The sequence below is a fragment of the Pseudomonas sp. LBUM1679 genome, assembly GCF_059695565.1.
Map to the genome: position 1 here is coordinate 4,966,644 of NZ_CP166774.1, position 26,448 is coordinate 4,993,091.

The following is a 26,448-nucleotide window of genomic DNA, read 5'->3' on the forward strand; positions in this document are numbered from 1 at the left end:
TCAAGACACTCATTGAATCCCTATGCGTGATCCAGCCCCTTCTGACACACAAAAGACGCGCGTCATTGTCGGCATGTCCGGCGGCGTGGACTCCTCCGTTTCCGCTCTCCTGCTGATCGAGCAGGGTTATGAGGTGGAAGGCCTGTTCATGAAGAACTGGGAAGAAGACGATGGAACGGAATACTGCACCGCCATGGATGACCTGGCGGACGCCCAGGCCGTGTGCGACAGGATTGGCATCAAGCTGCACACCGCCAACTTCGCCGCCGAGTACTGGGACAACGTGTTCGAGCACTTCCTGGCCGAATACAAGGCCGGTCGCACGCCGAACCCGGACATACTCTGCAACCGCGAAATCAAGTTCAAGGCGTTCCTCGACTACGCCATGATGCTGGGCGCCGACCTGATTGCCACCGGTCACTACGTGCGTCGCCGCGACATCGACGGCCGCACTGAGCTGCTCAAGGGCCTGGACCCGAACAAGGACCAGAGCTACTTCCTGCACGCCGTCGGCGGCGAGCAGATCGCCAAGACCCTGTTCCCGGTCGGCGAGCTGGAAAAGCCCGAGGTCCGTGCGATTGCCGAGAAACACCAGTTGGCCACCGCGAAGAAAAAGGACTCCACCGGGATCTGCTTCATCGGCGAACGCCGCTTCAGTGACTTCCTCAAGCAGTACCTGCCGGCCCAGCCGGGCGAGATCAAGACCACTGAAGGTGAAGTCATCGGCCGTCACCACGGCTTGATGTATCACACCATCGGTCAGCGCCAGGGCCTCGGCATCGGCGGCCTGAAAGACGCCAGTGACGAACCCTGGTACGTGCTGATCAAGGACCTGGAGCACAACGAGCTGATCGTTGGCCAGGGCAATGACCACCCTTATCTGTTTTCCCGCGCCCTGCTCGCCTCGGAGATCTATTGGGTCAACCCGATCGACTTGACCGGGCCGCGCAAGCTGACCGCCAAGGTCCGTTATCGCCAGAGCGATCAACCCTGCACCCTGGAAAAGACCGCCAGCGGCTACCGCGCGACCTTCGACGACCCGCAACGCGCGGTGACCCCGGGACAATCGGTGGTGTTCTATGACGGTGAAATCTGCCTCGGCGGCGGTGTGATCGAAATTGCCGAACCCTGGACGAGCAAGAGCACCAGCAAGGGCCAAGCCCAATGAACCCGACCCAGGAGCAATTGACGGCACTGGGCGGGGTGTTTCTCGCCGCGGTACTGGTCGACAAGATCGCCAAGACCGGCCAGACCACCGAAGCCGGCCTGACCTGCATGCTCGGCAGCCTGCTGATTCGCGACCCCAAGGACACCCTTGAAGTCTACGGCGGCGACGACCTCAATCTGCGTGAAGGCTACCGGGCGCTGATTGGCGCCCTGGAGCGCGACCCCAGCACCCTTCAGCGCGAGCCGCTGCGGTATGCGCTGGCCATGCTGGGCCTGGAGCGCCAGCTGGCCAAACGTGGCGACATGCTGGACGAAATCGGCAAGCGCCTGCCGCAGATCCAGTCCCAGGTCGAACACTTCGGCGCGGCTCACGAAAACGTGATCGCGGCCTGCGGCGCGCTGTATCAGGACACCTTGAGCACGTTGCGCCAGCGGATTCAGGTGCACGGCGACATGCGCAACCTGCAGCAACCGAGCAATGCCTCGAAAATACGCGCCCTGCTGCTGGCCGGGATTCGCTCGGCACGCCTGTGGCGGCAGCTGGGTGGTCATCGCTGGCAGCTGGTGATCAGCCGCCGCAAGTTGTTGAAAGAGCTTTACCCGCTGATGCGCAGCAGCTGAACCGCGCCCGCAAGACCTTGTGTAATTTGTAACGCGTAAGACGCTGGTCAGTTGGCAACGGACCGGCGAATTTTTTCATGTATGATACGCGCCCCATTTCGTTGCCCGACTGTCCGAGAACACCCCATGCAGCTTTCTTCGCTCACTGCGGTTTCCCCTGTTGACGGCCGCTACGCCGGCAAAACCCAGGCCCTGCGCCCGATTTTCAGCGAATACGGCCTGATCCGTGCGCGCGTTCTGGTTGAAGTGCGCTGGCTCCAGCGCCTGGCCGCTCACCCAGGCATCAGCGAAGTGCCGGCGTTCTCCGCCGAAGCCAACGCGGTGCTGAACACCCTGGCGGACAACTTCGCCCTGGAGCACGCCGAGCGCGTCAAAGAGATCGAGCGCACCACCAACCACGACGTCAAGGCCATCGAATACCTGCTCAAAGAGCAAGCGGCCAAGCTGCCGGAACTGGCCAAGGTCAGCGAATTCATCCACTTTGCCTGCACCAGCGAGGACATCAACAACCTGTCCCACGCCCTGATGCTGCGCGAAGGCCGTGATGATGTGATGCTGCCCCTGATGCGCCAGACCGCAGACGCCATCCGCGAGCTGGCGATCCGCTTCGCTGACGTGCCAATGCTGTCGCGCACCCACGGTCAACCGGCTTCGCCGACCACCCTGGGCAAAGAGCTGGCGAACGTGGTTTACCGTCTGGAGCGTCAGATCGCCCAGGTCGCGGCCGTTCCGCTGTTGGGCAAGATCAACGGTGCTGTCGGCAACTACAACGCCCACCTGTCGGCCTACCCCGAGATCGACTGGGAAGAAAACGCCCGCGCCTTCATCGAAGACGAGCTGGGCCTGGGCTTCAACCCATACACCACGCAGATCGAACCGCACGACTACATTGCCGAGCTGTTCGACGCGATCGCCCGTTTCAACACGATCCTGATCGACTTCGACCGCGACATCTGGGGCTACATCTCCCTGGGTTATTTCAAACAGCGCACCATCGCTGGCGAAATCGGTTCGTCGACCATGCCGCACAAGGTCAACCCGATCGACTTCGAAAACTCCGAAGGCAACCTGGGCATCGCCAACGCATTGTTCCAGCACCTGGCGAGCAAGCTGCCGATCTCCCGCTGGCAGCGCGACCTGACCGACTCCACCGTCCTGCGCAACCTCGGTGTCGGCTTCGCCCACAGCGTGATCGCGTACGAAGCCAGCCTCAAAGGCATCAGCAAACTCGAGCTCAACGCTCAGAAGATCGCTGCCGACCTGGACGCTTGCTGGGAAGTATTGGCCGAGCCGATCCAGACCGTGATGCGTCGCTACAACATCGAAAACCCGTACGAAAAGCTCAAAGAATTGACCCGTGGCAAGGGCATCAGCCCGCAAGCGCTGCAAACTTTCATCGACGGCCTGGACATGCCAGCCGCGGCCAAGGCCGAGCTGAAACTGCTCACCCCGGCGAACTACATCGGCAACGCTGTAGAGCAAGCCAAACGCATCTGATCGACCGCTGTACCCGTTTGAGACGCCCGGCAGCGCCGGGCGTTTTTATTCCCGTCTGAAAAGTGCTTTTTTTCAATAGGTTACACATGAATCCTGACATTCCTCTTCAACTTCTGGGCGGCATCACGGCGCGCGAATTCCTGCGCGACTACTGGCAGAAAAAACCGCTGCTGATCCGTCAGGCGATTCCTGAATTCGAAAGCCCGATCGACGCCGACGAACTGGCCGGCCTCGCGCTGGAAGAAGAAGTTGAGTCGCGTCTGATCATCGAGAACGGCGAGCGCCCTTGGGAATTGCGCCGCGGCCCGTTCGCCGAAGACGAGTTCAGCAAGCTGCCGGAGCGCGACTGGACCCTGCTGGTTCAAGCCGTTGACCAATTCGTGCCGGAAGTCGCCGAGCTGCTGGAGAACTTCCGCTTCCTGCCGAGCTGGCGCATCGACGACGTGATGATCAGCTTCGCCGCCCCGGGTGGCAGCGTCGGTCCGCACTTCGACAACTACGACGTGTTCCTGTTGCAGGGCCATGGCAAGCGCAACTGGAAGATCGGCCAGATGTGCGATTCCGAGAGCAAGCTGCTGCAACACGCCGACCTGCGCATCCTCGCCGACTTCGAAGCCACCGACGAATGGGTCCTGGAACCGGGCGACATGCTGTACCTGCCGCCGCGCCTGGCCCATTGCGGCGTTGCCGTCGATGACTGCCTGACCTACTCGGTCGGTTTCCGCGCACCGAGCGCCGCTGAAGTGCTGACCCACTTCACTGACTTCCTCAGCCAGTTCCTGCCGGATGAAGAGCGCTACACCGACGCCGACGCCCTGCCGGCGGTCGATCCACATCAGATCCAGCACGATGCCCTCGATCGCTTGAAAGGCCTGCTCGCCGAGCACATGAGCGATGAGCGCCTGCTGCTGACCTGGTTCGGCCAGTTCATGACCGAGCCGCGCTACCCGGAACTGGTGGTCGGTCCGGAAGAGATCGAAGAAGACGACCTGCTCGCCAGCCTCGAGCAAGGCGCAGTGCTGATCCGTAACCCGAGTGCACGCCTGGCCTGGTCCGAAGTCGATGACGACCTGCTGCTGTTCGCCAGCGGCCAGAGCCGTTACCTGCCGGGTAAACTGCGCGAGCTGCTGAAGATGATTTGCGCCGCCGATGCACTGCACGTCGACAATCTCGGCGACTGGCTGAGCGACGAAGACGGTCGCGGCCTGCTGTGTGAGCTGATCAAGCAAGGAAGCCTGGGGTTTGCCGATGAATAAGATTCACGTACGTGTCGCAGACTGGCAAAAAGACAACGCCGAGATCCGGCGCATTCGTGAGACGGTGTTCGTCGCCGAGCAGTCCGTTCCGCCAGAACTGGAATGGGACGCCGATGACCAGAGCGCGGTGCATTTCCTCGCGCTCGAAGGCGACTTTCCGGTCGGCACCGCCCGCCTGCTGCCTGATGGTCATGTAGGCCGGGTGTCGGTGCTCAAGGACTGGCGCGGCCTGAAAGTCGGCGATGCGTTGATGCAAGCGGTGATCGGTGAGGCGGAGAAGCGCGGGCTCAAGCAACAGATGTTGAGCGCACAGGTACAAGCCACGGCATTCTATGAGCGCTTGGGCTTCAGCCTGGTCAGTGAGGAATTCCTGGAAGCAGGCATTCCGCATGTGGACATGGTGCGGCACTCAGCCTGACACCGCGGCGCGGCCATCGCGAGCAAGCTCGCTCCCACAATTGGAATGCATTCCCCTGTGGGAGCGAGCTTGCTCGCGATAGCGGCTTCAAGAACACCACAAAACGCCCCGCCATCCTCGGATGCCGGGGCGTTTTGCTGTCTACGATTCAACTTGCCCCACGTCGGGCCGACAAACTGGCAATATCAAACCCCCTGTAGGAGCGAGCTTGCTCGCGATGGTCGCCAACGATAACGCTGGAAACCTGATACCCCGCGGCGATTTCACATCCATCGTCGGAACGCCGCCCGGAGCAAGCTCGCTCCTACACAATATCAAGTCATCAGAAGCCGGAGATAACGGACATGTCCCCACGCAACCTGCTCACCACGCTACTACTGACCTGCAGTGTTTCAGTCATGGCCGCCACCGAAATCGTGCCGTTGAACTACCACACCAGCGCCGACATGCTGCCGATGGCACAGGATTTCATCGGCCAGGAAGGCCAGGTCAGCGCTTACGGCAACCAGCTGATCGTCAACGCCGATCAACGCAAGATCGACGAACTTAAAGCTCTTGTCGCCCAACTCGATACCGCGCCCAAACGCCTGCTGATTACCGTCGACACCAACGAAAACAACTTCCAGAATGACCAGGGCTATTCGGTCAACGGCGCCAAACCAAGCCAGACCCGCATCATCAACCGCAGCACCGACAGTCGTGACGGTGGCATCCAGCAAATCCAGGCCAGCGAAGGTGCGCCGGCACTGATCCAGGTCGGCCAGAGCGTGCCGCTGACCAGCACCCAGGCCGATTCCTACGGCGACCTGCGCAGCCAGACCGAGTACCGCAACGTCACCCAGGGTTTCTACGTCACCGCCCGCGTCACTGGCGAAACCGTTCACCTGGCGATCAGCACCAATCGTGATCGCATCAGCCAGGAACGTCCCGATGTAGTGAACGTGCAAAGTACCGACACAACCGTCACGGGACGCCTCGGCGAGTGGATCACCCTGGCCGGCGTGAACCGCCAGACCCAGGCCGACAAACAGGGCCTGACCCGCAGCTACTCGACCCAGGGCCGGGATGACATGACCCTGCGAGTGAAAGTCGATACTTTGGACTGAATCACCGAAAACTGACTGATTAGTCGTATTAGACCAAAGATGTAGTGCCACAAAAAAAGCACTACAAAACGTTTGACGATACAAAAAAGCAAAGGCATGATGGCCTCGCTCCCGCTAATCAGGGGCCCTGGCAAGGGCCTTCGAAGCGATGTTCGCACCTACCCCGCGAGCCGCTTCGTGTCTGTACCGCCCACAAGGCGTGTTTGACGAGGTTGCCGACTGGAACGAAGTTGTCCCGAGGGACGGAAGCGTAATTAGGTAACCCGGCTCCACACTGAAGTTCGTACCAAGGCCCACGACGCCCGAATGCGCTCGCCAGTTCGCCCTTACCTGCTCACTTCCCCTCGAGCCCATCGTTCATCCCGTCGCCAACCCCGCCGAATTCGACTTGACCACCTAAGCTTCTGGTCAGCGAGCATGAATTTTTCACCGCAGAACAACTTTCCGTAAAAGACGCGACGAGGTTTATCTCCATGGCACTGACACGCGAACAGCAAATTGCAGCCCTCGAAAAAGACTGGGCTGAAAACCCACGCTGGAAAGGCGTGACACGCGCTTACTCCGCTGCTGACGTCGTCCGCCTGCGTGGCTCGGTTCAACCTGAGCACACCTTTGCAAAATTGGGCGCCGAGAAGCTGTGGAACCTGGTCACCCAGGGCGCCAAGCCGTCCTTCCGTCCTGAGAAAGATTTCGTCAACTGCATGGGCGCCCTGACCGGCGGCCAGGCTGTACAACAAGTCAAAGCCGGTATCCAGGCGATCTACCTGTCGGGCTGGCAAGTCGCTGCGGACAACAACTCCGCCGAATCGATGTACCCGGATCAGTCGCTGTACCCGGTGGATTCGGTTCCGACCGTGGTCAAGCGCATCAACAACTCGTTCCGTCGTGCCGACCAGATCCAGTGGAAAGCCGGCAAAGGCCCGGGCGACGAAGGTTACATCGACTACTTCGCGCCGATCGTGGCTGACGCCGAAGCCGGTTTCGGCGGCGTACTGAACGCTTACGAGCTGATGAAGAGCATGATCGAAGCAGGCGCCGCCGGCGTTCACTTCGAAGACCAACTGGCTTCCGTGAAAAAATGCGGCCACATGGGCGGCAAGGTACTGGTGCCTACCCAGGAAGCCGTACAGAAGCTGACCGCTGCTCGTCTGGCAGCTGACGTGGCCGGCACGCCGACCATCATCCTGGCCCGTACCGACGCTAACGCGGCGGACCTGCTGACTTCCGATTGCGACCCGTACGACCAGCCATTCGTGACTGGCGAACGCACCCAGGAAGGCTTCTACAAAGTGCGCGCCGGCCTCGACCAGGCCATCGCTCGCGGCCTGGCCTATGCGCCGTACGCCGACCTGATCTGGTGCGAAACCGCCAAGCCGGACCTGGACGAAGCTCGTCGCTTCGCCGAAGCGATCAAAAAGGAATACCCGGACCAACTGCTGTCGTACAACTGCTCGCCTTCCTTCAACTGGAAGAAAAACCTGGACGACGCGACCATCGCCAAGTTCCAGCGCGAACTGTCCGCCATGGGTTACAAGCACCAGTTCATCACCCTGGCCGGCATTCACAACATGTGGCACAGCATGTTCAACCTGGCGCACGACTACGCCCGCAACGACATGACTGCCTACGTGAAGCTGCAAGAGCAAGAGTTCGCCGACGCTGCCAAGGGTTACACCTTCGTGGCTCACCAGCAGGAAGTGGGCACCGGCTACTTCGACGACATGACCACCGTGATCCAGGGCGGCTCGTCCTCGGTGACCGCGCTGACCGGTTCGACTGAAGAAGAACAGTTCCACTGATTGGCTGTACCTGAACCAACGGCCGCTGCGGATCGAATAGAAAGCTAACCGCAACGCCGCCCATCTGACGCCCCGACTGGTTCGGGGCGTTTTTTTTGCCCGGGATTTATCGGCCACCGCAGAACCCTGTGGGAGCCGGGCTTGCCCGCGATGGCGTCGTGTCAGCCAATCAAACCATTAGTGATCCACCGCAATCGCGGGCAAGCCCGCTCCCACAAGGGTAAGTGGCGATTCAAGAAAAATCATTGATCCGGAGCGGTTTCTCGCTCAGAAGAACAAGGTAAAACGACCCCGCCCGCTACATGCAGTAACGCGCATATAAGACAACTTCCCACCCACCCATCCGCCAAACAGTTTAAAAACTACCGCAAACAATATTGATTATCATTTAGCTCGAATTATGTTCGTTACATTCCTAACAAAACATATTTAACGAAAACCCGGCTAATGCCCGCCACGCATGGGTTACAGGGCCCCGGAGGGGGGCGATGTCCTTATTTCACCCAATAATTTCGCTATCTGAATTTTACTTGCACGGTGTTTAGCCATAAAATCAGCGGGATCGATTGCTGCGACATATCGTCACTGCGTTGTTTCTTTTTCAAGCTCAGAGACCTTTGCTCTCTGTTAAGGATTTCCAGCATGCCCGAAGCGACAGGACTCATGGCCCACAACTGGGGCTTTGCCATTTTCCTTCTGGGCGTTGTCGGCCTCTGTGCCTTCATGCTCGGCGTCTCCAGCCTCCTCGGGTCAAAAGCCTGGGGCCGCAGCAAAAACGAACCGTTCGAGTCCGGCATGCTACCTACAGGTGGCGCCCGCTTGCGGCTCTCAGCCAAATTCTATCTGGTCGCGATGCTCTTCGTGATCTTCGATATCGAAGCCCTTTTTCTCTTTGCCTGGTCTGTGTCCGTCCGCGAAAGCGGCTGGACCGGATTCGTCGAAGCTCTCGTTTTCATAGCAATTCTGTTGGCAGGTCTTGTCTACCTGTTCCGAGTGGGCGCCCTTGACTGGGCTCCGGAAGCTCGTCGCAAGCGGCAGGCGAAGCTGAAACAATGAGGCTTTGGCAATGCAATACAATCTCACCAGGATCGACCCCGATGCTCCTAACGAGCAGTATCCGATTGGCGAACGGGAAACCGTTTCCGATCCGTTAGAAGATCAAGTCCACAAAAACATTTTCATGGGCAAGCTCGAAGACGTGCTTAACGGCACGATCAACTGGGGGCGCAAGAACTCCCTGTGGCCGTACAACTTCGGTCTTTCGTGCTGCTACGTGGAAATGACCACCGCCTTCACGGCGCCCCACGACATCGCGCGCTTTGGCGCCGAGGTTATCCGGGCATCGCCGCGCCAGGCGGATTTCATGGTTATCGCCGGTACCTGCTTCATCAAGATGGCGCCGATCATCCAGCGTCTCTACGAGCAAATGCTCGAGCCTAAATGGGTCATCTCCATGGGTTCGTGCGCCAACTCCGGTGGCATGTACGACATCTACTCCGTCGTTCAAGGGGTGGACAAGTTCCTGCCCGTGGACGTCTACGTGCCTGGCTGCCCGCCCCGCCCTGAAGCTTTCCTGCAAGGCTTGATGCTGTTGCAAGAGTCGATTGGACAGGAGCGTCGCCCGCTTTCCTGGGTCGTCGGCGATCAAGGCGTGTACCGCGCCGAGATGCCTTCGCAAAAGGAACAGCGCCGCGAACAGCGAATCGCAGTCACCAACCTGCGCAGCCCCGACGAAGTCTGATCCAGACCTGCTTCTTTTATAGAACGAGAACCTGGCTTCATTCTTTACGTTGACCGAAAGCGATAAAATAACCATGACTACAGGCAGTGCTCTGTACATCCCGCCTTATAAGGCAGACGACCAGGATGTGGTCGTCGAACTGAACAACCGTTTTGGCCCCGAGGCGTTTTCCGCCCAGCCGACCCGTACCGGCATGCCGGTGCTTTGGGTTGCCCGTGCCAAACTCGTCGAAGTCCTGACCTTCCTGCGCAACCTGCCCAAGCCGTACGTCATGCTCTATGACCTGCACGGCGTGGACGAGCGTCTGCGCACCAAGCGTCAAGGGCTGCCAAGCGGCGCCGACTTCACTGTGTTCTATCACCTGATGTCGATCGAACGTAATAGTGACGTGATGATCAAGGTCGCCTTGTCCGAGAGCGACCTCAGCGTACCGACCGTGACCGGCATCTGGCCGAACGCCAACTGGTACGAGCGTGAAGTCTGGGACATGTACGGCATCGACTTCAAAGGTCACCCGCACCTGACCCGCATCATGATGCCGCCGACCTGGGAAGGTCACCCGCTGCGCAAGGACTTCCCGGCCCGTGCCACCGAGTTCGACCCGTTCACCCTGACCCTGGCCAAGCAACAGCTCGAGGAAGAAGCCGCGCGCTTCAAGCCTGAAGACTGGGGCATGAAGCGTTCCGGCCCGAACGAGGACTACATGTTCCTCAACCTCGGTCCCAACCACCCTTCCGCGCACGGTGCGTTCCGCATCATCCTGCAGCTGGACGGTGAAGAGATCGTCGACTGCGTGCCGGACGTCGGTTACCACCACCGTGGTGCCGAGAAGATGGCCGAGCGTCAGTCCTGGCACAGCTTCATCCCGTACACCGACCGTATCGACTACCTCGGCGGCGTGATGAACAACCTGCCGTACGTGCTCTCGGTCGAGAAGCTGGCCGGCATCAAGGTGCCCGAGAAGGTCGACGTCATCCGCATCATGATGGCCGAGTTCTTCCGGATCACCAGCCACCTGCTGTTCCTGGGGACTTACATCCAGGACGTTGGCGCCATGACCCCGGTGTTCTTCACGTTCACCGACCGTCAGAAGGCGTACACGGTGATCGAAGCCATTACCGGTTTCCGTCTGCACCCGGCCTGGTACCGCATCGGTGGCGTCGCGCACGACCTGCCGCGGGGCTGGGAAAAACTGGTGAAAGACTTCATCGAGTGGATGCCAAGGCGTCTGGACGAATACCAGAAAGCCGCACTGGACAACAGCATCCTGCGTGGCCGGACCATCGGCGTCGCCGCCTACAACACCAAAGAAGCCCTGGAATGGGGCGTCACCGGTTCCGGCCTGCGCTCGACCGGTTGCGACTTCGACCTGCGCAAGGCTCGCCCGTACTCCGGTTACGAAAACTTCGAATTCGAAGTGCCGCTGGCGGCCAATGGCGATGCCTACGACCGTTGCATCGTGCGTGTCGAAGAAATGCGCCAGAGCCTGAAGATCATCGAGCAGTGCATGCGCAACATGCCGGAAGGCCCGTACAAGGCGGATCACCCGCTGACCACGCCGCCACCCAAAGAGCGCACGCTGCAGCACATCGAGACCCTGATCACGCACTTCCTGCAAGTTTCGTGGGGCCCGGTCATGCCGGCCAACGAATCCTTCCAGATGATCGAAGCGACCAAGGGCATCAACAGTTATTACCTGACGAGCGATGGCGGCACCATGAGCTACCGCACCCGGATTCGCACCCCAAGCTTCCCGCACCTGCAGCAGATCCCTTCGGTGATCAAAGGCAGCATGGTCGCGGACTTGATCGCGTACCTGGGTAGTATCGATTTCGTTATGGCCGACGTGGACCGCTAAGCATGAACAGCACGCTTATCCAGACAGACCGTTTCGCCCTGAGCGAAACCGAGCGCTCGGCCATCGAGCACGAGCTGCATCACTACGAAGACCCGCGCGCGGCGTCGATCGAAGCCCTGAAGATCGTCCAGAAGGAACGTGGCTGGGTGCCTGACGGCGCCCTGTACGCCATCGGCGAAATCCTCGGCATCCCGGCCAGCGACGTTGAAGGGGTGGCGACGTTCTATAGCCAGATCTTCCGTCAGCCAGTCGGTCGTCACATCATTCGCGTCTGCGACAGCATGGTCTGCTACATCGGCGGCCATGAATCGGTAGTCAGCGAAATCCAGAGCAAGCTGGGCATCGGCCTGGGTCAGACCACCGCCGACGGTCGTTTCACCCTGCTGCCGGTCTGCTGCCTCGGCAACTGTGACAAGGCGCCGGCGTTGATGATCGACGACGACACTTTCGGTGATGTGCAGCCTGCCGGCGTTGCCAAATTGCTCGAGGGCTACGTATGACCCTGACTTCCTTCGGTCCCGCCAACCGCATCAAGCGGTCGGCCGAGACTCATCCGCTCACCTGGCGTCTGCGTGACGACGGCGAAGCTGTCTGGCTCGACGAGTACCAGGCCAAGAACGGTTACGCTGCTGCGCGCAAGGCCTTCGCCGACATGGCTCAGGACGACATCGTCCAGACCGTGAAGGACGCCGGCCTGAAGGGCCGCGGCGGTGCAGGCTTCCCCACTGGCGTTAAGTGGGGCCTGATGCCGAAAGACGAATCCATCAACATCCGCTACCTGCTGTGCAATGCGGATGAAATGGAGCCGAACACCTGGAAAGACCGGATGCTGATGGAGCAACTGCCCCATCTGCTGATCGAAGGCATGCTGATCAGTGCTCGCGCGCTGAAAACCTACCGTGGCTACATTTTCCTGCGCGGTGAATACACCACCGCCGCCAAGCACCTGAACCGTGCCGTGGAAGAAGCCAAGGCTGCAGGCCTTTTGGGCAAGAACATCCTGGGTTCGGGTTTTGATTTCGAGCTGTTCGTCCACACCGGTGCCGGGCGTTACATCTGCGGTGAAGAAACCGCACTGATCAACTCCCTCGAAGGCCGTCGCGCCAACCCGCGCTCCAAGCCGCCCTTCCCTGCCGCCGTTGGCGTGTGGGGCAAGCCGACTTGCGTGAACAACGTTGAAACCCTGTGCAACGTCCCGGCGATCATTGCCGACGGCGTCGACTGGTACAAATCGTTGGCCCGTGAAGGCAGTGAAGACATGGGCACCAAGCTCATGGGCTTCTCCGGCAAGGTCAAGAACCCGGGCCTGTGGGAATTGCCGTTCGGCGTCACCGGTCGCGAGTTGTTCGAAGACTACGCCGGCGGCATGCGCGACGGTTACACGCTCAAGTGCTGGCAGCCAGGCGGCGCCGGTACCGGTTTCCTGTTGCCGGAACACCTGGACGCACAAATGTACGCCGGCGGCATCGCCAAGGTGGGCACCCGCATGGGTACCGGCCTGGCCATGGCGGTGGACGACAGCGTCAACATGGTGTCCCTGCTGCGCAACATGGAAGAGTTCTTCTCCCGTGAGTCGTGCGGTTTCTGCACCCCGTGCCGTGACGGTCTGCCGTGGAGCGTCAAGCTGCTGCGCGCCATCGAGAACGGTGAAGGGCAAGCCGGCGACATCGAGACCCTGCTGGGTCTGGTCGGTTTCCTCGGCCCGGGCAAGACCTTCTGTGCTCACGCACCGGGCGCCGTGGAGCCGTTGGGCAGCGCAATCAAATACTTCCGCCATGAGTTCGAAGCCGGCATCGCGCCCACCAGCGCCGTCGTCCCGCCTCTGGCCAGGCCGATCGTAGTCGGCGCTTAACGCTTTAAAAAAGGCGAAGGGTCCGTGCCCTTCGCTTTTCGTGCGATGACGCCGCAAGCGGCTGTGTTGATTCGTGCGGATAACAAGATTCCATTAGCCACGCCCGCTGACACCGGGCCAACGAAGAACTTTGAACCATGGCCACTATCCACGTAGACGGCAAAGAGCTCGAAGTCGATGGGGCAGACAACCTGTTACAGGCGTGTCTGTCGCTAGGCCTCGATATCCCTTATTTCTGCTGGCACCCAGCCCTTGGCAGCGTTGGCGCTTGCCGCCAGTGCGCGGTCAAGCAGTACACCGACGAGAACGACAAGCGTGGTCGGATCGTCATGTCCTGCATGACGCCAGCGACCGACGGCAGCTGGATCTCCATCGACGACGAAGAAGCGAAAGTGTTTCGCGCCAGCGTCGTTGAATGGCTGATGACCAACCACCCCCACGACTGCCCGGTCTGTGAGGAAGGCGGTCACTGCCACCTGCAAGACATGACGGTGATGACCGGCCACAACGAGCGCCGTTACCGCTTCACCAAGCGTACTCACCAGAACCAGCAACTGGGCCCGTTCATTTCCCACGAAATGAACCGCTGCATCGCTTGCTACCGCTGCGTGCGCTTCTATAAGGACTACGCCGGCGGCACCGACCTTGGTGTGTTCGGCGCCCACGACAACGTGTACTTCGGTCGCGTTGAAGACGGCACCCTGGAAAGCGAGTTCTCCGGCAACCTCACCGAGGTCTGCCCGACCGGTGTGTTCACCGACAAGACTCACTCCGAGCGCTACAACCGCAAGTGGGACATGCAGTTCTCGCCGAGCATCTGCCATGGCTGCTCCAGCGGTTGCAACATCTCCCCGGGCGAGCGTTACGGCGAGCTGCGTCGCATCGAGAACCGTTTCAACGGCTCGGTGAACCAGTACTTCCTGTGCGACCGTGGCCGTTTCGGCTATGGCTACGTCAACCGCACCGATCGCCCGCGTCAGCCGCTGCTGGCCAACGGCGCCAAGCTGACCCTCGACGAGGCGCTGGATAAAGCCGCCGACCTGCTGCGCGGCCGCAACATCGTTGGTATCGGTTCGCCCCGCGCCAGCCTCGAAAGCAACTACGCGTTGCGCGAACTGGTCGGCGCCGAGCACTTCTACTCGGGTATCGAAGCGTCCGAACTGGAACGCATCCGTCTGGTGATGCAGGTGCTGAAAGACAGCCCGCTGCCGATCCCGAACATGCGCGACATCGAAGACCACGATGCGATTTTCGTCCTCGGCGAAGACCTGACCCAGACCGCCGCCCGTATGGCGCTGTCCCTGCGTCAATCGGTCAAGGGCAAGGCCGAAGACATGGCCGACGCCATGCGCGTTCAGCCGTGGCTCGACGCAGCGGTGAAGAACATCGGCCAGAACGAACTGAACCCGCTGTTCATCGCCAGCCTGGCTGAAACCAAGCTCGACGATATCGCTGAAGAATGCGTACACGCAGCTCCAGACGACCTGGCCCGCATCGGTTTCGCCGTGGCTCACGCCCTCGACGCCAGCGCACCGGCCGTCGAAGGCCTGGATACTGAAGCACTCGACCTGGCCAAGCGCATTGCCGACGCCCTGCTCGCGGCCAAGCGTCCATTGATCATTGCCGGCACCTCGTTGGGTTCCAAGGCGCTGATCGAAGCCGCGGCAAACATTGCGAAAGCCCTGAAGCTGCGCGAGAAGAACGGTTCCATCAGCCTGATCGTGCCAGAGGCCAACAGCCTCGGCCTGGCCATGCTCGGTGGCGACTCGGTCGATGCCGCGCTGCAAGCGGTGATCGACGGCAAAGCCGACGCCATCGTCGTGCTGGAAAACGATCTGTACACCCGCACTGATAAAGCCAAGGTCGATGCTGCCCTGAACGCCGCGAAAGTGCTGATCGTGGCCGACCATCAAAAGACCGCCACCAGCGATCGCGCGCACCTGGTCCTGCCCGCCGCCAGCTTCGCTGAAGGCGACGGTACGCTGGTCAGCCAGGAAGGTCGCGCCCAGCGCTTCTTCCAGGTCTTCGACCCGACTTACCTCGATGCGAGCATCCTGGTGCACGAAGGCTGGCGCTGGCTGCATGCCCTGCGCTCCACCCTGCTGAACCAGCCGATCGACTGGACCCAGCTGGACCACGTCACCGCTGCCGTGGCTGCAAGCACGCCGCAACTGAACCGCATCGTCGATGCCGCACCGTCCGCCGCGTTCCGTATCAAGGGCCTGAAACTGGCGCGTGAACCGTTGCGTTACAGCGGCCGGACTGCCATGCGCGCCGACATCAGCGTGCACGAACCGCGTACCTCCCAGGACAAAGACACCGCGTTTTCCTTCTCGATGGAAGGTTACTCGGGCTCGGTCGAACCCCGCCAACAGGTGCCATTCGCCTGGTCGCCGGGCTGGAACTCGCCGCAAGCCTGGAACAAGTTCCAGGACGAAGTCGGTGGTCACATTCGTGCTGGCGACCCGGGCACCCGCCTGATCGAAAGCACCGGTGATTCACTGAATTGGTTTGCCGCTGTTCCGCGTGCGTTCAACCCGGCTCCAGGCACCTGGCAGGTTGTGCCGTTCTTCCACCTGTTCGGCAGCGAAGAGAACTCTTCCAAAGCCGCACCGGTTCAGGAACGCATTCCGGCCGCTTACGTCGCTTTGGCCAAATCCGAAGCCGACCGCCTGGGGGTCAATGACGGCGCCATGCTGAGCTTGAGCGTTGCCGGCCAGACCCTGCGTCTGCCGCTGCGCATCAACGAAGAGCTGGGTGCCGGTCTGGTCGCATTGCCGGCCGGTATCGCCGGCATTCCGCCAGCGATCTTTGGCAAATCCGTTGACGGTCTGCAGGAGGCAGCTCAATGACCTGGTTCACGCCTGAAGTGATTGACGTGATCATCGCGGTCCTCAAGGCCATCGTGATTCTGCTCGCCGTTGTGGTGTGCGGCGCGCTGCTGAGCTGGGTCGAGCGTCGTCTGCTCGCCCTCTGGCAGGACCGTTACGGTCCGAACCGTGTGGGTCCGTTCGGTGCGTTCCAGATCGCCGCCGACATGATCAAGATGTTTTTCAAGGAAGACTGGACGCCACCGTTCGCCGACAAAGTGATCTTCACCTTGGCGCCGGTCGTGGCCATGAGCGCCTTGCTGATTGCCTTCGCGATCATCCCGATCACCCCGACCTGGGGCGTGGCGGACATCAACATCGGCATCCTGTTCTTCTTCGCCATGGCCGGTCTGTCGGTCTACGCGGTGCTGTTCGCCGGCTGGTCGAGCAACAACAAGTTCGCCCTGTTGGGCAGCTTGCGGGCCTCGGCGCAAACCGTGTCGTACGAAGTGTTCATGGGCCTGTCGCTGATGGGCATCGTGATCCAGGTCGGCTCGTTCAACATGCGCGACATCGTGGAATACCAGGCGCAGAACCTGTGGTTCGTCATTCCGCAGATCTTCGGTTTCCTGACCTTCTTCATTGCCGGCGTCGCCGTGACTCACCGTCACCCGTTCGACCAGCCGGAAGCGGAACAGGAACTGGCCGACGGTTACCACATTGAATACGCCGGCATGAAATGGGGCATGTTCTTTGTCGGCGAGTACATCGGCATCGTGTTGATTTCGGCGCTGCTGGTGACCTTGTTCTTCGGTGGCTGGCACGGTCCGTTCGGCATTCTGCCGCAGATCCCGTTCATCTGGTTCGCGCTGAAAACCGCGTTCTTCATCATGTTCTTCATCCTGCTGCGCGCTTCGATTCCGCGCCCACGGTATGACCAAGTGATGGACTTCAGCTGGAAGTTCTGCCTGCCGCTGACCCTCGTCAACATGCTGGTGACCGCTGCGATCGTGTTGCTCAACACGCCCGCCGTCGCGGCTCAGTGAGGATAGAGAATCATGAAGTACATATTTGACATCGTGCATGGCTTCTTCACCCAGCTTCGCAGCCTGGTGATGATTTTTGGCCACGCCTTCCGCAAGCGCGACACGCTGCAGTACCCGGAAGAAGCCGTGTACCTGCCGCCGCGCTTCCGTGGCCGTATCGTCCTGACCCGCGACCCCGACGGCGAAGAGCGTTGTGTAGCCTGCAACCTGTGCGCCGTGGCATGCCCGGTCGGTTGCATCTCGCTGCAGAAAGCTGAAACCGATGACGGTCGCTGGTACCCGGAGTTTTTCCGTATCAACTTCTCGCGCTGCATTTTCTGCGGCCTCTGCGAGGAAGCCTGCCCGACCACCGCGATCCAGCTGACACCGGATTTCGAGATGGCCGAGTTCAAACGTCAGGACCTGGTGTACGAGAAAGAAGATCTGCTGATCTCCGGCCCCGGCAAAAACCCTGATTACAACTTCTATCGTGTTGCAGGTATGGCGATTGCCGGGAAGCCCAAAGGCGCCGCGCAAAATGAAGCCGAACCGATCAACGTGAAGAGCTTGCTGCCTTAAGGAAGAAAGATGGAATTCGCTTTCTATTTCGCATCGGGTATCGCTGTTGTGGCCACGCTTCGCGTGATCACCAACACCAACCCTGTGCACGCCCTGCTCTACCTGATCATTTCGCTGATTGCCGTGGCGATGACGTTTTTCGCCCTCGGCGCACCGTTCGCCGGTGTGCTGGAAGTGATCGCCTACGCTGGCGCCATCATGGTGCTGTTCGTGTTCGTGGTGATGATGCTCAACCTTGGCCCGGCCTCGGTTCAGCAAGAGCGCGTCTGGCTCAAGCCCGGCATCTGGCTCGGCCCGGTCGCCCTCGGCGCCCTGCTGCTGGTTGAACTGCTGTACGTGTTGTTCAGCGACGCCAGCGGCCAGGCCATCGGCCACACCACCGTAGACGCCAAGGCCGTGGGCATCAGCCTGTTCGGTCCTTATCTGCTGGTGGTCGAACTCGCCTCGATGCTGCTGCTTGCCGCAGCTGTCACGGCGTTCCACCTGGGCCGCAACGAAGCCAAGGAGCAATGACGATGCCTGCTATCCCTCTGGAGCATGGTCTGGCGGTCGCCGGCATCCTGTTCTGCCTCGGTCTGGTCGGCCTGATGGTCCGGCGCAACATTCTTTTCGTGCTGATGAGCCTGGAGGTCATGATGAATGCCTCCGCCCTGGCGTTCATCGTTGCCGGTAGCCGCTGGGGTCAGCCGGATGGACAGATCATGTTCATCCTGGTGATCAGCCTGGCAGCCGCCGAGGCCAGTATCGGCCTGGCGATTCTGTTGCAGCTGTATCGCCGCTTCCACACTCTCGATATCGACGCTGCCAGCGAGATGCGCGGATGAATCTTCTCTATCTGACTTTCGTATTCCCACTTATAGGTTTCCTGCTGCTGTCGTTCTCCCGTGGACGCCTCTCGGAAAACCTGTCGGCGCTGATCGGCGTCGGTTCCATTGGCCTGTCTGCCATCGTCACGGCCTATGTGATCTGGCAGTTCAACGTTGCGCCACCTGAAGGCGGCCACTACACCCTGGTGTTGTGGCAGTGGATGGCGGTGGAAGGCTTTACGCCGAACTTCGCCCTGTACCTGGATGGTCTGTCCCTGACCATGCTCGGTGTGGTGGTCGGCGTCGGCTTCCTGATCCACCTGTTCGCGTCCTGGTACATGCGCGGTGAAGCCGGTTACTCGCGCTTCTTCGCCTACACCAACCTGTTTATCGCCAGCATGCTGTTCCTGGTGCTGGGCGATAACCTGTTGTTCCTGTACTTCGGTTGGGAAGGCGTGGGCCTGTGCTCGTACCTGTTGATCGGTTTCTACTACAGCAACCGCAACAACGGTAACGCCGCACTCAAAGCCTTCATCGTGACCCGTATCGGCGACGTGTTCATGGCGATCGGCCTGTTCATCCTGTTCCAACAGTTGGGCACGCTGAACATCCAGGAACTGCTGGTGCTGGCACCGCAGAAATTCCAGGCCGGCGACTTCTGGATGGTCATGGCCACCCTGATGCTGCTGGGCGGCGCTGTCGGTAAATCCGCGCAACTGCCGCTGCAAACCTGGCTGGCAGATGCGATGGCTGGCCCTACCCCGGTTTCGGCACTGATCCACGCTGCAACCATGGTGACCGCCGGTGTCTACCTGATCGCCCGTACCCACGGCCTGTTTGCGTTGGCGCCGGACATCCTGCACCTCGTCGGCGTCGTCGGCGGCGTGACCCTGGTGCTGGCAGGCTTTGCCGCACTGGTTCAGACCGACATCAAACGTATCCTCGCCTACTCGACCATGAGCCAGATCGGCTACATGTTCCTGGCCCTGGGCGTCGGTGCCTGGGATGGCGCGATCTTCCACCTGATGACCCACGCCTTCTTCAAGGCGCTGTTGTTCCTTGCCTCCGGTGCGGTGATCGTGGCCTGCCATCACGAGCAGAACATCTTCAAGATGGGCGGCCTGTGGAAGAAACTGCCACTGGCCTACGCCAGCTTCATCGTCGGCGGCGCGGCCCTGGCGGCCCTGCCACTGGTGACCGCAGGCTTCTACTCCAAGGACGAAATCCTCTGGGAGGCGTTTGCCAGCGGTAACGACGGTCTGCTGTACGCAGGTCTGGTCGGCGCGTTCATGACCTCGCTGTACACCTTCCGCCTGATCTTCATCGCGTTCCACGGTGAAGCGAAGACCGAAGCCCACGCCGGTCACGGCATCGCTCACTGGCTGCCACTGTCGGTGCTGATCGTATTGTCCACCGCCATCGGCGCGATGATCGTTCCGCCCCTGCACGGCGTGCTGCCGCAAAGCGTCGGCCATGCCGGCGGCGAAGCCAAGCACAGCCTGGAAATCGCTTCGGGCGCCATCGCCCTGGCCGGTATCCTGCTGGCCGCCTTGCTGTTCCTCGGCAAGCGGCGTTTCGCCACTGCAATCGCCAACAGCGGCATCGGCCGCTTCCTTTCGGCCTGGTGGTTCGCTGCCTGGGGCTTCGACTGGATCTACGACAAACTGTTCGTCAAGCCATACCTTGCGATCAGCCACGTACTGCGCAAAGACCCGCTCGACCAGACCATCGGTCTGATCCCGCGTATGGCCAAAGGCGGTCACTCCGCCCTGAGCCGCACCGAAACCGGTCAACTGCGTTGGTACGCGGCATCGATGGCAGCCGGCTCCGTGCTGGTCATCGGCGCCATCGTGCTGGTAGCGGTCTGAATATGAACCTTGCGAACTTGCGAAAGGAATTGAGCCCGTCATGATTCTGCCTTGGCTAATCCTGATCCCCTTCATCGGCGGCCTGCTGTGCTGGATGGGTGAGCGCTTCGGCGCCACCCTCCCCCGCTGGATTGCGCTGATCACCATGTCCCTGTTGCTCTGCCTCGGCCTCTGGCTGTGGGCCAACGGTGACTATTCATTTGCCCCGGCGCCTGGCGCCGACCCGACCTGGGCGCTTGAGTTCAAGCACATCTGGATCGAGCGCTTCGGCATCAGCGTGCACCTGGCCCTCGACGGCCTGTCGCTGCTGATGATCATGCTGACCGGCCTGCTGGGCGTGCTCTCGGTGCTCTGTTCGTGGAAAGAAATTCAACGTCACGTTGGCTTCTTCCACCTGAACCTGATGTGGATCCTGGGCGGTGTCGTCGGCGTGTTCCTCGCCCTCGACCTGTTCATGTTCTTCTTCTTCTGGGAAATGATGCTGGTGCCGATGTACTTCCTCATCGCGCTCTGGGGTCACAGTTCTTCGGACGGCAAGAAAACCCGGATCTATGCGGCGACCAAGTTCTTCATCTTCACTCAGGCTTCCGGCCTGATCATGTTGGTGGCGATCCTGGGCCTGGTACTGGTCAACTTCAACGACACCGGCGTGATTACCTTCAACTACGCCGACCTGTTGAAAACCAAGATGTCGCTGACCACCGAGTACATCCTGATGCTCGGTTTCTTCATCGCCTTCGCGGTCAAGCTGCCCGTCGTGCCGTTCCACTCCTGGTTGCCTGACGCTCACGCCCAGGCACCGACCGCGGGTTCCGTCGACCTGGCCGGTATCTTGTTGAAAACAGCGGCCTATGGTCTGCTGCGTTTCGCCCTGCCGCTGTTCCCGAACGCTTCGGCCGAGTTTGCGCCGATCGCCATGACCCTCGGTCTGATCGGGATCTTCTACGGTGCGTTCCTGGCCTTCGCGCAAACCGACATCAAGCGTCTGATCGCCTTCTCGTCCGTTTCCCACATGGGCTTCGTACTGATCGGCATCTACTCCGGCAGCCAACTGGCGCTGCAAGGCGCGGTGATGCAGATGCTGGCGCACGGTCTGTCGGCCGCCGCACTCTTTATCCTCAGTGGTCAGTTGTACGAGCGCACCCACACCCGCGACATGCGGGAAATGGGTGGCCTGTGGTCGAAGATCGCTTACCTGCCAGCCCTCAGCCTGTTCTTTGCCGCGGCGTCCCTGGGCTTGCCGGGTACCGGTAACTTCGTCGGTGAGTTCCTGATCCTGCTCGGCACCTTCCCCGCTGCGCCTTGGGTCACCATCATCGCGACGTCGGGCCTGGTGTTCGGTTCGGTCTACTCGCTGATCATGATCCACCGTGCGTACTTCGGTCCGGCCAAATCGGACGCGGTACTGCATGGCATGGACGGTCGCGAAATGATCATGGTGGTAGGACTGGCGGCGCTGCTGATCTACATCGGCGTGTACCCGCAACCGTTCCTCGACACCTCTGCTGCGACGATGCATGGCGTGCAGCAATGGCTCGGTACCGCCTTCACTCAACTCGCTTCGGCCCGGTAAGAGCGCTATGGAATTCACGACTCAACACTTTATCGCGCTAGCGCCGTTGTTGATCACCAGCGCCACGATCATCGTGGTGATGCTGGCGATTGCCTGGCGCCGCAACCACTCGCAGACCTTCCTGATTTCCGTGGCGGGTCTGAACCTGGCGCTGCTGTCGATCCTGCCAGCCCTGAAAGTCGCACCGTTGGCTGTGACTCCACTGCTGCAGATCGATAGCTTCGCCTGCTTGTACATGGCGCTGATCCTGGTCGCCACCCTCGCCTGTGTGACCCTCGCCCACGCCTACCTCGGCGATGGCGGCTCGGGTTACCCCGGCAACCGCGAAGAACTGTACCTGCTGATCCTGATGTCCGCGCTCGGCGGGCTGGTGCTGGTCAGCGCACAGCACCTGGCCGGGTTGTTCATCGGTCTGGAACTGTTGTCGGTGCCGGTCTACGGTCTGGTGGCATACGCCTTCTTCAACAAGCGTTCGCTGGAAGCCGGTATCAAGTACATGGTGCTGTCGGCCGCCGGTTCCGCGTTCCTGTTGTTCGGCATGGCCCTGCTGTATGCCGACTCCGGCAGCCTGAGCTTCAACGGCATCGGCCAGGCCCTGGCGGCCACCGGCCTGCCAAGCTCGCTGGCGCAACTGGGCCTGGGCATGATGCTGATCGGCCTGGCGTTCAAGCTGTCGCTGGTGCCGTTCCACCTCTGGACCCCGGACGTCTACGAAGGTGCTCCGGCACCGGTGGCCGCGTTCCTGGCTACTGCGTCGAAAGTCGCGGTGTTCGCGGTGATGGTGCGTCTGTTCCAGATCTCGCCGGCGGCGAGCAGCGGTGTGTTGAGCGACGTGCTGACCATCATCGCCATCGCGTCGATCCTGTTCGGTAACCTGCTGGCACTGACCCAGAGCAACCTCAAGCGTCTGCTGGGTTACTCGTCCATCGCCCACTTCGGTTACCTGCTGATCGCCCTGGTGGCGAGCAAGGGTCTGGCCGTGGAAGCCATCGGCGTGTACCTGGTCACCTACGTGATCACCAGCCTCGGCGCCTTCGGCGTGATCACGCTGATGTCCTCGCCGTACAACGGCCGTGACGCCGATGCCCTGTACGAATACCGCGGCCTGTTCTGGCGCCGTCCGTACCTGACCGCCGTCCTGACCGTGATGATGCTGTCCCTGGCCGGTATCCCGCTCACCGCGGGCTTCATCGGCAAGTTCTACATCATCGCTACCGGTGTCGAGTCGCACCAATGGTGGCTGGTCGGTTCCCTGGTACTGGGCAGCGCCATCGGCGTGTTCTACTACCTGCGTGTGATGGTCACTTTGTACCTGATCGAACCGAACCTGCGTCGCCACGATGCCCAACTGCACTGGGAACAACGTGCAGGCGGCGTGATGCTGCTGGCCATCGCCGCACTGGCGTTCTTCCTTGGGCTGTATCCACAGCCGTTGCTGAACCTGGTTCAGCAGGCGGGGTTGGCGGGTTGATCGCTTAGGCGTACTTGGTAGAGAACAGAAACGGCACCTTCGGGTGCCGTTTTTGCGTTTGTAGGATTTGTTACTGCTGCCCTGCCCTCCTTCTGCAATCCCCGAAAGCTCTCGCCGAATTGTCCGTTTCGTCCTACAGCCAGAATCAAGCACTTGGTTCTACCTTGGAGACCGGGACGAAAAGGATGGCTTCGATGCCTTGACCTATTCGATTATCGAGATAACACTATACGTAGGTAGCGTACAGAACATGAATGCTCTTTTTATCGAATTACCTGCGTTTCAGAAGCACCGAAACGATTATCTGGATGACGATCTGGTTCGTAGCTTTCAGCTGGAGTTGCTGAAAAACCCTGAAGCGGGCGATCTCGTGGAAGGTACGGGTGGGTTGCGCAAAGTCCGCTTCTCCGACCAGCGACGAGGCAAAGGCAAGCGCAGCGGATTACGGGTGATTTATTACTGGTGGTCAGGTTTCGATCAATTTTGGCTGTTCACCGTGTATGGCAAAAACGAGCAAGACGACCTGTCGCCTTCCCAGAAAAAACTTTTCAGACAAACGCTGGATAGAGAAATCAACACGAGAACCCACAATGAAACGTGACATTTTTTCCGAACTGATGGAAGGCCTCGAAGCCTTGGCCGACGAGCGCCAAGGCAAGATCACGCTGCGGACCCACAAGGTTCAGCTGCCAAAACTAGTACCCATCACTGCCGAGGAAGTGGTAGCCATCCGCCAACAACTCAACCTTTCCCGGTCGGTGTTCGCCATGTATCTGCGCACCAACACCCGAACCCTCGAAAACTGGGAACAGGGACGGGCAACGCCAAATGCCCAAGCCACGACACTGATCCGCTTGGTTGAACGCTTTCCACAAACCATCGAGCAGCTCGCCGCCCTGACCTGAGCGGTAGAGGCTGCACCACACGCACATGACGAAATTGTAATTACCCCATCACCTTGGCGTTACCCGCAGATTGCAACAATGTCACCCGGGGACGATGACGGAGTTTCGGTTGGGGTTTCCTGCGATTGAGGGTGCGATGCACTGAGGTTTCAGGCGGGGGATCTCTGTCGTGAGGGATGGCCTCTTCGCTGGCAAGCCAGCTCCCACAGGGATCTGTGGTGTTAGCACCCAGTGTGACAGACGCAAAACTTGTGGGAGCGGGCTTGCCCGCGATGGCGATCAGACACCCCCCTACAAAAACGGCACCTTTCGGTGCCGTTGGTATTTCAAGGTCCAGCCGCTTACTTACGCGCCGCCTCCCACGATTTCAGCAGTTCGGCATAACTCACGGTTTCACCTTTAGGCTTCTCGTTCGCCAGTTTCGGCTTCGGTGCGCCCGGCTGATCGAACCAGTACTGCGCATCCCGCTCGGGATTCATTTTCGGCGCGCAGGTCGCTTGCGCCTTGGAGCGTTCCAGACGGGCCATGATCGCGTCCTGATCCTTGGCCAGGCCATCCAGCGCCTGTTGCGGGGTCTTCTCGCCACTGGCGGCTTCGGCGATGTGGCTCCACCACAGCTGCGCCAGCCGCGGATAGTCCGGCACGTTGGTTCCGGTCGGGGTCCATTGCACGCGGGCCGGGCTGCGGTAGAACTCGACCAGGCCACCGAGTTTCGGTGCCAGGTCGGTCATGGCTTGGGAGTTGATGTCCGATTCGCGGATCGGGGTCAGGCCGACGATGGTTTTCTTCAGGGACACGGTTTTCGAGGTCACGAACTGCGCGTACAGCCAGGCCGCCAGTCGTTGCTTCTCAGGCGTGGACTTGAGGAAGGTCCAGGAACCGGCATCCTGATAACCGAGCTTCATGCCTTCTTCCCAGTACGGACCTTTCGGCGATGGCGCCATCCGCCATTTCGGCGTGCCGTCGGCGTTCATCACCGGCAGGCCCGGTTTGGTCATGTCGGCGGTAAACGCGGTGTACCAGAAGATCTGCTGGGCGATGTTGCCCTGGGACGGCACTGGGCCGGACTCGGAGAAGGTCATGCCCGCCGCTTCCGGCGGGGCATATTTCTTCAGCCAGTCGACGTATTTGGTGGTGGCATAGACCGCCGCCGGGCCGTTGGTGTCGCCGCCACGGGTAATGCTGGAGCCGACCGGATGGCAGTCCTCGACGCGGATGCCCCACTCGTCCACCGGCAAGCCGTTGGGGATGCCCTTGTCGCCGGCACCGGCCATGGAGAACCAGGCATCGGTGAAGCGCCAGCCCAGGGACGGGTCTTTCTTGCCATAGTCCATGTGCCCGTAGATGCGTTTGCCGTCGATTTCCTTGACGTCCTCGCTGAAGAATTTGGCGATGTCTTCATAGGCCGACCAGTTCACCGGCACGCCCAATTCGTAGCCGTACTTTTCCTTGAACTTGGCTTTCAGGTCCGCCCGCTCGAACCAGTCGGCGCGGAACCAGTAGAGGTTGGCGAACTGTTGGTCGGGCAGCTGATAGATCTTGCCGTCCGGTGCGGTGGTGAAGGAAATGCCGATGAAGTCCTTGATGTCCAGGGTCGGCGATGTAAAGTTCTTGCCTTCGTTGGCCATCAGATCGGTGATCGATTCGGTCTTGCCGTAGCGAAAGTGCGTGCCGATCAGGTCCGAGTCGTTGACCCAGCCGTCATAGATGTTCTTGTCCGATTGCATCTGGGTCTGCAGCTTTTCCACCACGTCGCCTTCCTGCAGCAGGTCGTGGGTCAGCTTGATCCCGGTGATCTCGGTAAACGCTTTGGCCAGCACTTTTGATTCATATTCGTGGGTGGCGATGGTTTCGGAGACTACCTTGATGTTCATCCCGCGAAACGGCTCGGAGGCCTTGATGAACCACTTCAACTCCGCGAGCTGCTGCTCTGGCGTGAGGGTGGACGGTTTGAACTCGCTGCCCATCCATTTTTTGGCGGCGTCTTCATAGGCATCGGCCCAGGCCGCAGCGCTCAAACCGCTGAGTGCCAGCATGGCTGCCAATGAAACGCTATGTCGCAGCTTATTGTTTTTGTCGAACATAGAGACCTCCTG

The 26,448-nt window shown here is 60.5% G+C and carries 23 protein-coding genes; 22 read left to right on the forward strand and 1 reads right to left on the reverse strand.

The features are described from left to right. Nucleotides 1-22 precede the first annotated feature (22 nt). From mnmA to ACA062_RS22735, 22 genes are all read left to right on the forward strand, one after another. On the forward strand, nucleotides 23-1,168 hold the full coding sequence (gene mnmA, locus ACA062_RS22630) for a tRNA 2-thiouridine(34) synthase MnmA (protein ID WP_497453097.1): 1,146 nt from the start codon (nucleotides 23-25) through the stop codon (nucleotides 1,166-1,168). Further along, entirely contained in the window at nucleotides 1,165-1,788 is a 624-nt protein-coding gene (gene hflD / locus ACA062_RS22635) for a high frequency lysogenization protein HflD (protein WP_064678738.1), read from the forward strand. The genes mnmA and hflD overlap by 4 nt, the downstream gene beginning before the upstream one ends. A gap of 126 nt (nucleotides 1,789-1,914) precedes the next feature. Beyond that, nucleotides 1,915-3,285 carry an adenylosuccinate lyase gene (purB, locus tag ACA062_RS22640; RefSeq protein ID WP_497453098.1) on the forward strand — a complete coding sequence of 457 codons (1,371 nt, stop codon included), beginning with the start codon at nucleotides 1,915-1,917 and terminating at the stop codon, nucleotides 3,283-3,285. Between the two features lie 86 nt (nucleotides 3,286-3,371). Continuing rightward, nucleotides 3,372-4,541 (forward strand): ribosomal protein uL16 3-hydroxylase, encoded by a 1,170-nt coding sequence (locus tag ACA062_RS22645; protein WP_497453099.1) that lies wholly within the window; start codon nucleotides 3,372-3,374, stop codon nucleotides 4,539-4,541. Further along, the gene (locus ACA062_RS22650) at nucleotides 4,534-4,959 is read left to right on the forward strand and encodes a GNAT family N-acetyltransferase (protein WP_497453100.1); all 426 of its coding nucleotides are present in this window, start codon (nucleotides 4,534-4,536) and stop codon (nucleotides 4,957-4,959) included. The genes ACA062_RS22645 and ACA062_RS22650 overlap by 8 nt, the downstream gene beginning before the upstream one ends. A gap of 344 nt (nucleotides 4,960-5,303) precedes the next feature. After that, complete coding sequence (locus tag ACA062_RS22655; RefSeq protein WP_497453101.1) at nucleotides 5,304-6,065, forward strand: secretin N-terminal domain-containing protein; 762 nt, start codon at nucleotides 5,304-5,306, stop codon at nucleotides 6,063-6,065. Nucleotides 6,066-6,538: 473 nt separating this feature from the next. Continuing rightward, on the forward strand, nucleotides 6,539-7,864 hold the full coding sequence (aceA, locus tag ACA062_RS22660; protein WP_008032724.1) for an isocitrate lyase: 1,326 nt from the start codon (nucleotides 6,539-6,541) through the stop codon (nucleotides 7,862-7,864). A gap of 642 nt (nucleotides 7,865-8,506) precedes the next feature. After that, entirely contained in the window at nucleotides 8,507-8,920 is a 414-nt protein-coding gene (locus tag ACA062_RS22665; protein WP_003223812.1) for an NADH-quinone oxidoreductase subunit A, read from the forward strand. Nucleotides 8,921-8,930: 10 nt separating this feature from the next. After that, the gene (locus tag ACA062_RS22670) at nucleotides 8,931-9,605 is read left to right on the forward strand and encodes a NuoB/complex I 20 kDa subunit family protein (protein WP_008146035.1); all 675 of its coding nucleotides are present in this window, start codon (nucleotides 8,931-8,933) and stop codon (nucleotides 9,603-9,605) included. Between the two features lie 73 nt (nucleotides 9,606-9,678). Next, the gene (gene nuoC / locus ACA062_RS22675) at nucleotides 9,679-11,463 is read left to right on the forward strand and encodes an NADH-quinone oxidoreductase subunit C/D (RefSeq protein WP_497453102.1); all 1,785 of its coding nucleotides are present in this window, start codon (nucleotides 9,679-9,681) and stop codon (nucleotides 11,461-11,463) included. Nucleotides 11,464-11,465: 2 nt separating this feature from the next. After that, nucleotides 11,466-11,963: an NADH-quinone oxidoreductase subunit NuoE gene (nuoE, locus tag ACA062_RS22680; RefSeq protein WP_007970445.1), complete on the forward strand. Its 498-nt coding sequence runs from the start codon at nucleotides 11,466-11,468 to the stop codon at nucleotides 11,961-11,963. Next, nucleotides 11,960-13,315 (forward strand): NADH-quinone oxidoreductase subunit NuoF, encoded by a 1,356-nt coding sequence (gene nuoF / locus ACA062_RS22685; RefSeq protein WP_150801504.1) that lies wholly within the window; start codon nucleotides 11,960-11,962, stop codon nucleotides 13,313-13,315. Before nuoE ends, nuoF begins: the two co-directional genes overlap by 4 nt. Nucleotides 13,316-13,452: 137 nt before the next feature. Next, nucleotides 13,453-16,167 carry an NADH-quinone oxidoreductase subunit NuoG gene (gene nuoG, locus ACA062_RS22690; RefSeq protein WP_497453103.1) on the forward strand — a complete coding sequence of 905 codons (2,715 nt, stop codon included), beginning with the start codon at nucleotides 13,453-13,455 and terminating at the stop codon, nucleotides 16,165-16,167. Further along, nucleotides 16,164-17,171: an NADH-quinone oxidoreductase subunit NuoH gene (gene nuoH, locus ACA062_RS22695; RefSeq protein WP_008146046.1), complete on the forward strand. Its 1,008-nt coding sequence runs from the start codon at nucleotides 16,164-16,166 to the stop codon at nucleotides 17,169-17,171. Before nuoG ends, nuoH begins: the two co-directional genes overlap by 4 nt. 12 nt (nucleotides 17,172-17,183) lie before the next feature. Further along, nucleotides 17,184-17,729: an NADH-quinone oxidoreductase subunit NuoI gene (nuoI, locus tag ACA062_RS22700; protein WP_019648466.1), complete on the forward strand. Its 546-nt coding sequence runs from the start codon at nucleotides 17,184-17,186 to the stop codon at nucleotides 17,727-17,729. A gap of 9 nt (nucleotides 17,730-17,738) precedes the next feature. Further along, complete coding sequence (gene nuoJ / locus ACA062_RS22705) at nucleotides 17,739-18,242, forward strand: NADH-quinone oxidoreductase subunit J (protein ID WP_497453104.1); 504 nt, start codon at nucleotides 17,739-17,741, stop codon at nucleotides 18,240-18,242. Between the two features lie 2 nt (nucleotides 18,243-18,244). Continuing rightward, complete coding sequence (gene nuoK, locus ACA062_RS22710; protein ID WP_007905077.1) at nucleotides 18,245-18,553, forward strand: NADH-quinone oxidoreductase subunit NuoK; 309 nt, start codon at nucleotides 18,245-18,247, stop codon at nucleotides 18,551-18,553. After that, nucleotides 18,550-20,403, forward strand: a complete 1,854-nt coding sequence (nuoL, locus tag ACA062_RS22715) for an NADH-quinone oxidoreductase subunit L (protein ID WP_497453105.1) — start codon at nucleotides 18,550-18,552, stop codon at nucleotides 20,401-20,403. Before nuoK ends, nuoL begins: the two co-directional genes overlap by 4 nt. 40 nt (nucleotides 20,404-20,443) lie before the next feature. Beyond that, nucleotides 20,444-21,976, forward strand: a complete 1,533-nt coding sequence (nuoM, locus tag ACA062_RS22720) for an NADH-quinone oxidoreductase subunit M (RefSeq protein WP_497453106.1) — start codon at nucleotides 20,444-20,446, stop codon at nucleotides 21,974-21,976. 7 nt (nucleotides 21,977-21,983) lie between these two features. After that, complete coding sequence (gene nuoN / locus ACA062_RS22725) at nucleotides 21,984-23,447, forward strand: NADH-quinone oxidoreductase subunit NuoN (protein WP_497453107.1); 1,464 nt, start codon at nucleotides 21,984-21,986, stop codon at nucleotides 23,445-23,447. 250 nt (nucleotides 23,448-23,697) lie between these two features. After that, the gene (locus ACA062_RS22730; protein WP_497453108.1) at nucleotides 23,698-24,048 is read left to right on the forward strand and encodes a toxin; all 351 of its coding nucleotides are present in this window, start codon (nucleotides 23,698-23,700) and stop codon (nucleotides 24,046-24,048) included. After that, complete coding sequence (locus ACA062_RS22735) at nucleotides 24,038-24,352, forward strand: helix-turn-helix domain-containing protein (RefSeq protein WP_064678751.1); 315 nt, start codon at nucleotides 24,038-24,040, stop codon at nucleotides 24,350-24,352. Before ACA062_RS22730 ends, ACA062_RS22735 begins: the two co-directional genes overlap by 11 nt. Nucleotides 24,353-24,693: 341 nt before the next feature. Here the strand turns inward: ACA062_RS22735 and ACA062_RS22740 are convergent, their stop codons facing one another. Further along, complete coding sequence (locus ACA062_RS22740; protein WP_497453109.1) at nucleotides 24,694-26,436, reverse strand: ABC transporter substrate-binding protein; 1,743 nt, start codon at nucleotides 26,434-26,436, stop codon at nucleotides 24,694-24,696. Nucleotides 26,437-26,448: the final 12 nt, after the last annotated feature.

Excerpts from the sequence above, each read along its gene's own strand:
- mnmA (WP_497453097.1), top strand. The coding sequence starts at position 23 with ATGCGTGATCCAGCCCCTTCTGACACACAAAAGACGCGCGTCATTGTC.
- hflD (WP_064678738.1), top strand. The coding sequence starts at position 1,165 with ATGAACCCGACCCAGGAGCAATTGACGGCACTGGGCGGGGTGTTTCTC.
- purB (WP_497453098.1), top strand. The coding sequence starts at position 1,915 with ATGCAGCTTTCTTCGCTCACTGCGGTTTCCCCTGTTGACGGCCGCTAC.
- ACA062_RS22645 (WP_497453099.1), top strand. The coding sequence starts at position 3,372 with ATGAATCCTGACATTCCTCTTCAACTTCTGGGCGGCATCACGGCGCGC.
- ACA062_RS22650 (WP_497453100.1), top strand. The coding sequence starts at position 4,534 with ATGAATAAGATTCACGTACGTGTCGCAGACTGGCAAAAAGACAACGCC.
- ACA062_RS22655 (WP_497453101.1), top strand. The coding sequence starts at position 5,304 with ATGTCCCCACGCAACCTGCTCACCACGCTACTACTGACCTGCAGTGTT.
- aceA (WP_008032724.1), top strand. The coding sequence starts at position 6,539 with ATGGCACTGACACGCGAACAGCAAATTGCAGCCCTCGAAAAAGACTGG.
- ACA062_RS22665 (WP_003223812.1), top strand. The coding sequence starts at position 8,507 with ATGCCCGAAGCGACAGGACTCATGGCCCACAACTGGGGCTTTGCCATT.
- ACA062_RS22670 (WP_008146035.1), top strand. The coding sequence starts at position 8,931 with ATGCAATACAATCTCACCAGGATCGACCCCGATGCTCCTAACGAGCAG.
- nuoC (WP_497453102.1), top strand. The coding sequence starts at position 9,679 with ATGACTACAGGCAGTGCTCTGTACATCCCGCCTTATAAGGCAGACGAC.
- nuoE (WP_007970445.1), top strand. The coding sequence starts at position 11,466 with ATGAACAGCACGCTTATCCAGACAGACCGTTTCGCCCTGAGCGAAACC.
- nuoF (WP_150801504.1), top strand. The coding sequence starts at position 11,960 with ATGACCCTGACTTCCTTCGGTCCCGCCAACCGCATCAAGCGGTCGGCC.
- nuoG (WP_497453103.1), top strand. The coding sequence starts at position 13,453 with ATGGCCACTATCCACGTAGACGGCAAAGAGCTCGAAGTCGATGGGGCA.
- nuoH (WP_008146046.1), top strand. The coding sequence starts at position 16,164 with ATGACCTGGTTCACGCCTGAAGTGATTGACGTGATCATCGCGGTCCTC.
- nuoI (WP_019648466.1), top strand. The coding sequence starts at position 17,184 with ATGAAGTACATATTTGACATCGTGCATGGCTTCTTCACCCAGCTTCGC.
- nuoJ (WP_497453104.1), top strand. The coding sequence starts at position 17,739 with ATGGAATTCGCTTTCTATTTCGCATCGGGTATCGCTGTTGTGGCCACG.
- nuoK (WP_007905077.1), top strand. The coding sequence starts at position 18,245 with ATGCCTGCTATCCCTCTGGAGCATGGTCTGGCGGTCGCCGGCATCCTG.
- nuoL (WP_497453105.1), top strand. The coding sequence starts at position 18,550 with ATGAATCTTCTCTATCTGACTTTCGTATTCCCACTTATAGGTTTCCTG.
- nuoM (WP_497453106.1), top strand. The coding sequence starts at position 20,444 with ATGATTCTGCCTTGGCTAATCCTGATCCCCTTCATCGGCGGCCTGCTG.
- nuoN (WP_497453107.1), top strand. The coding sequence starts at position 21,984 with ATGGAATTCACGACTCAACACTTTATCGCGCTAGCGCCGTTGTTGATC.
- ACA062_RS22730 (WP_497453108.1), top strand. The coding sequence starts at position 23,698 with ATGAATGCTCTTTTTATCGAATTACCTGCGTTTCAGAAGCACCGAAAC.
- ACA062_RS22735 (WP_064678751.1), top strand. The coding sequence starts at position 24,038 with ATGAAACGTGACATTTTTTCCGAACTGATGGAAGGCCTCGAAGCCTTG.
- ACA062_RS22740 (WP_497453109.1), bottom strand. The coding sequence starts at position 26,436 with ATGTTCGACAAAAACAATAAGCTGCGACATAGCGTTTCATTGGCAGCC.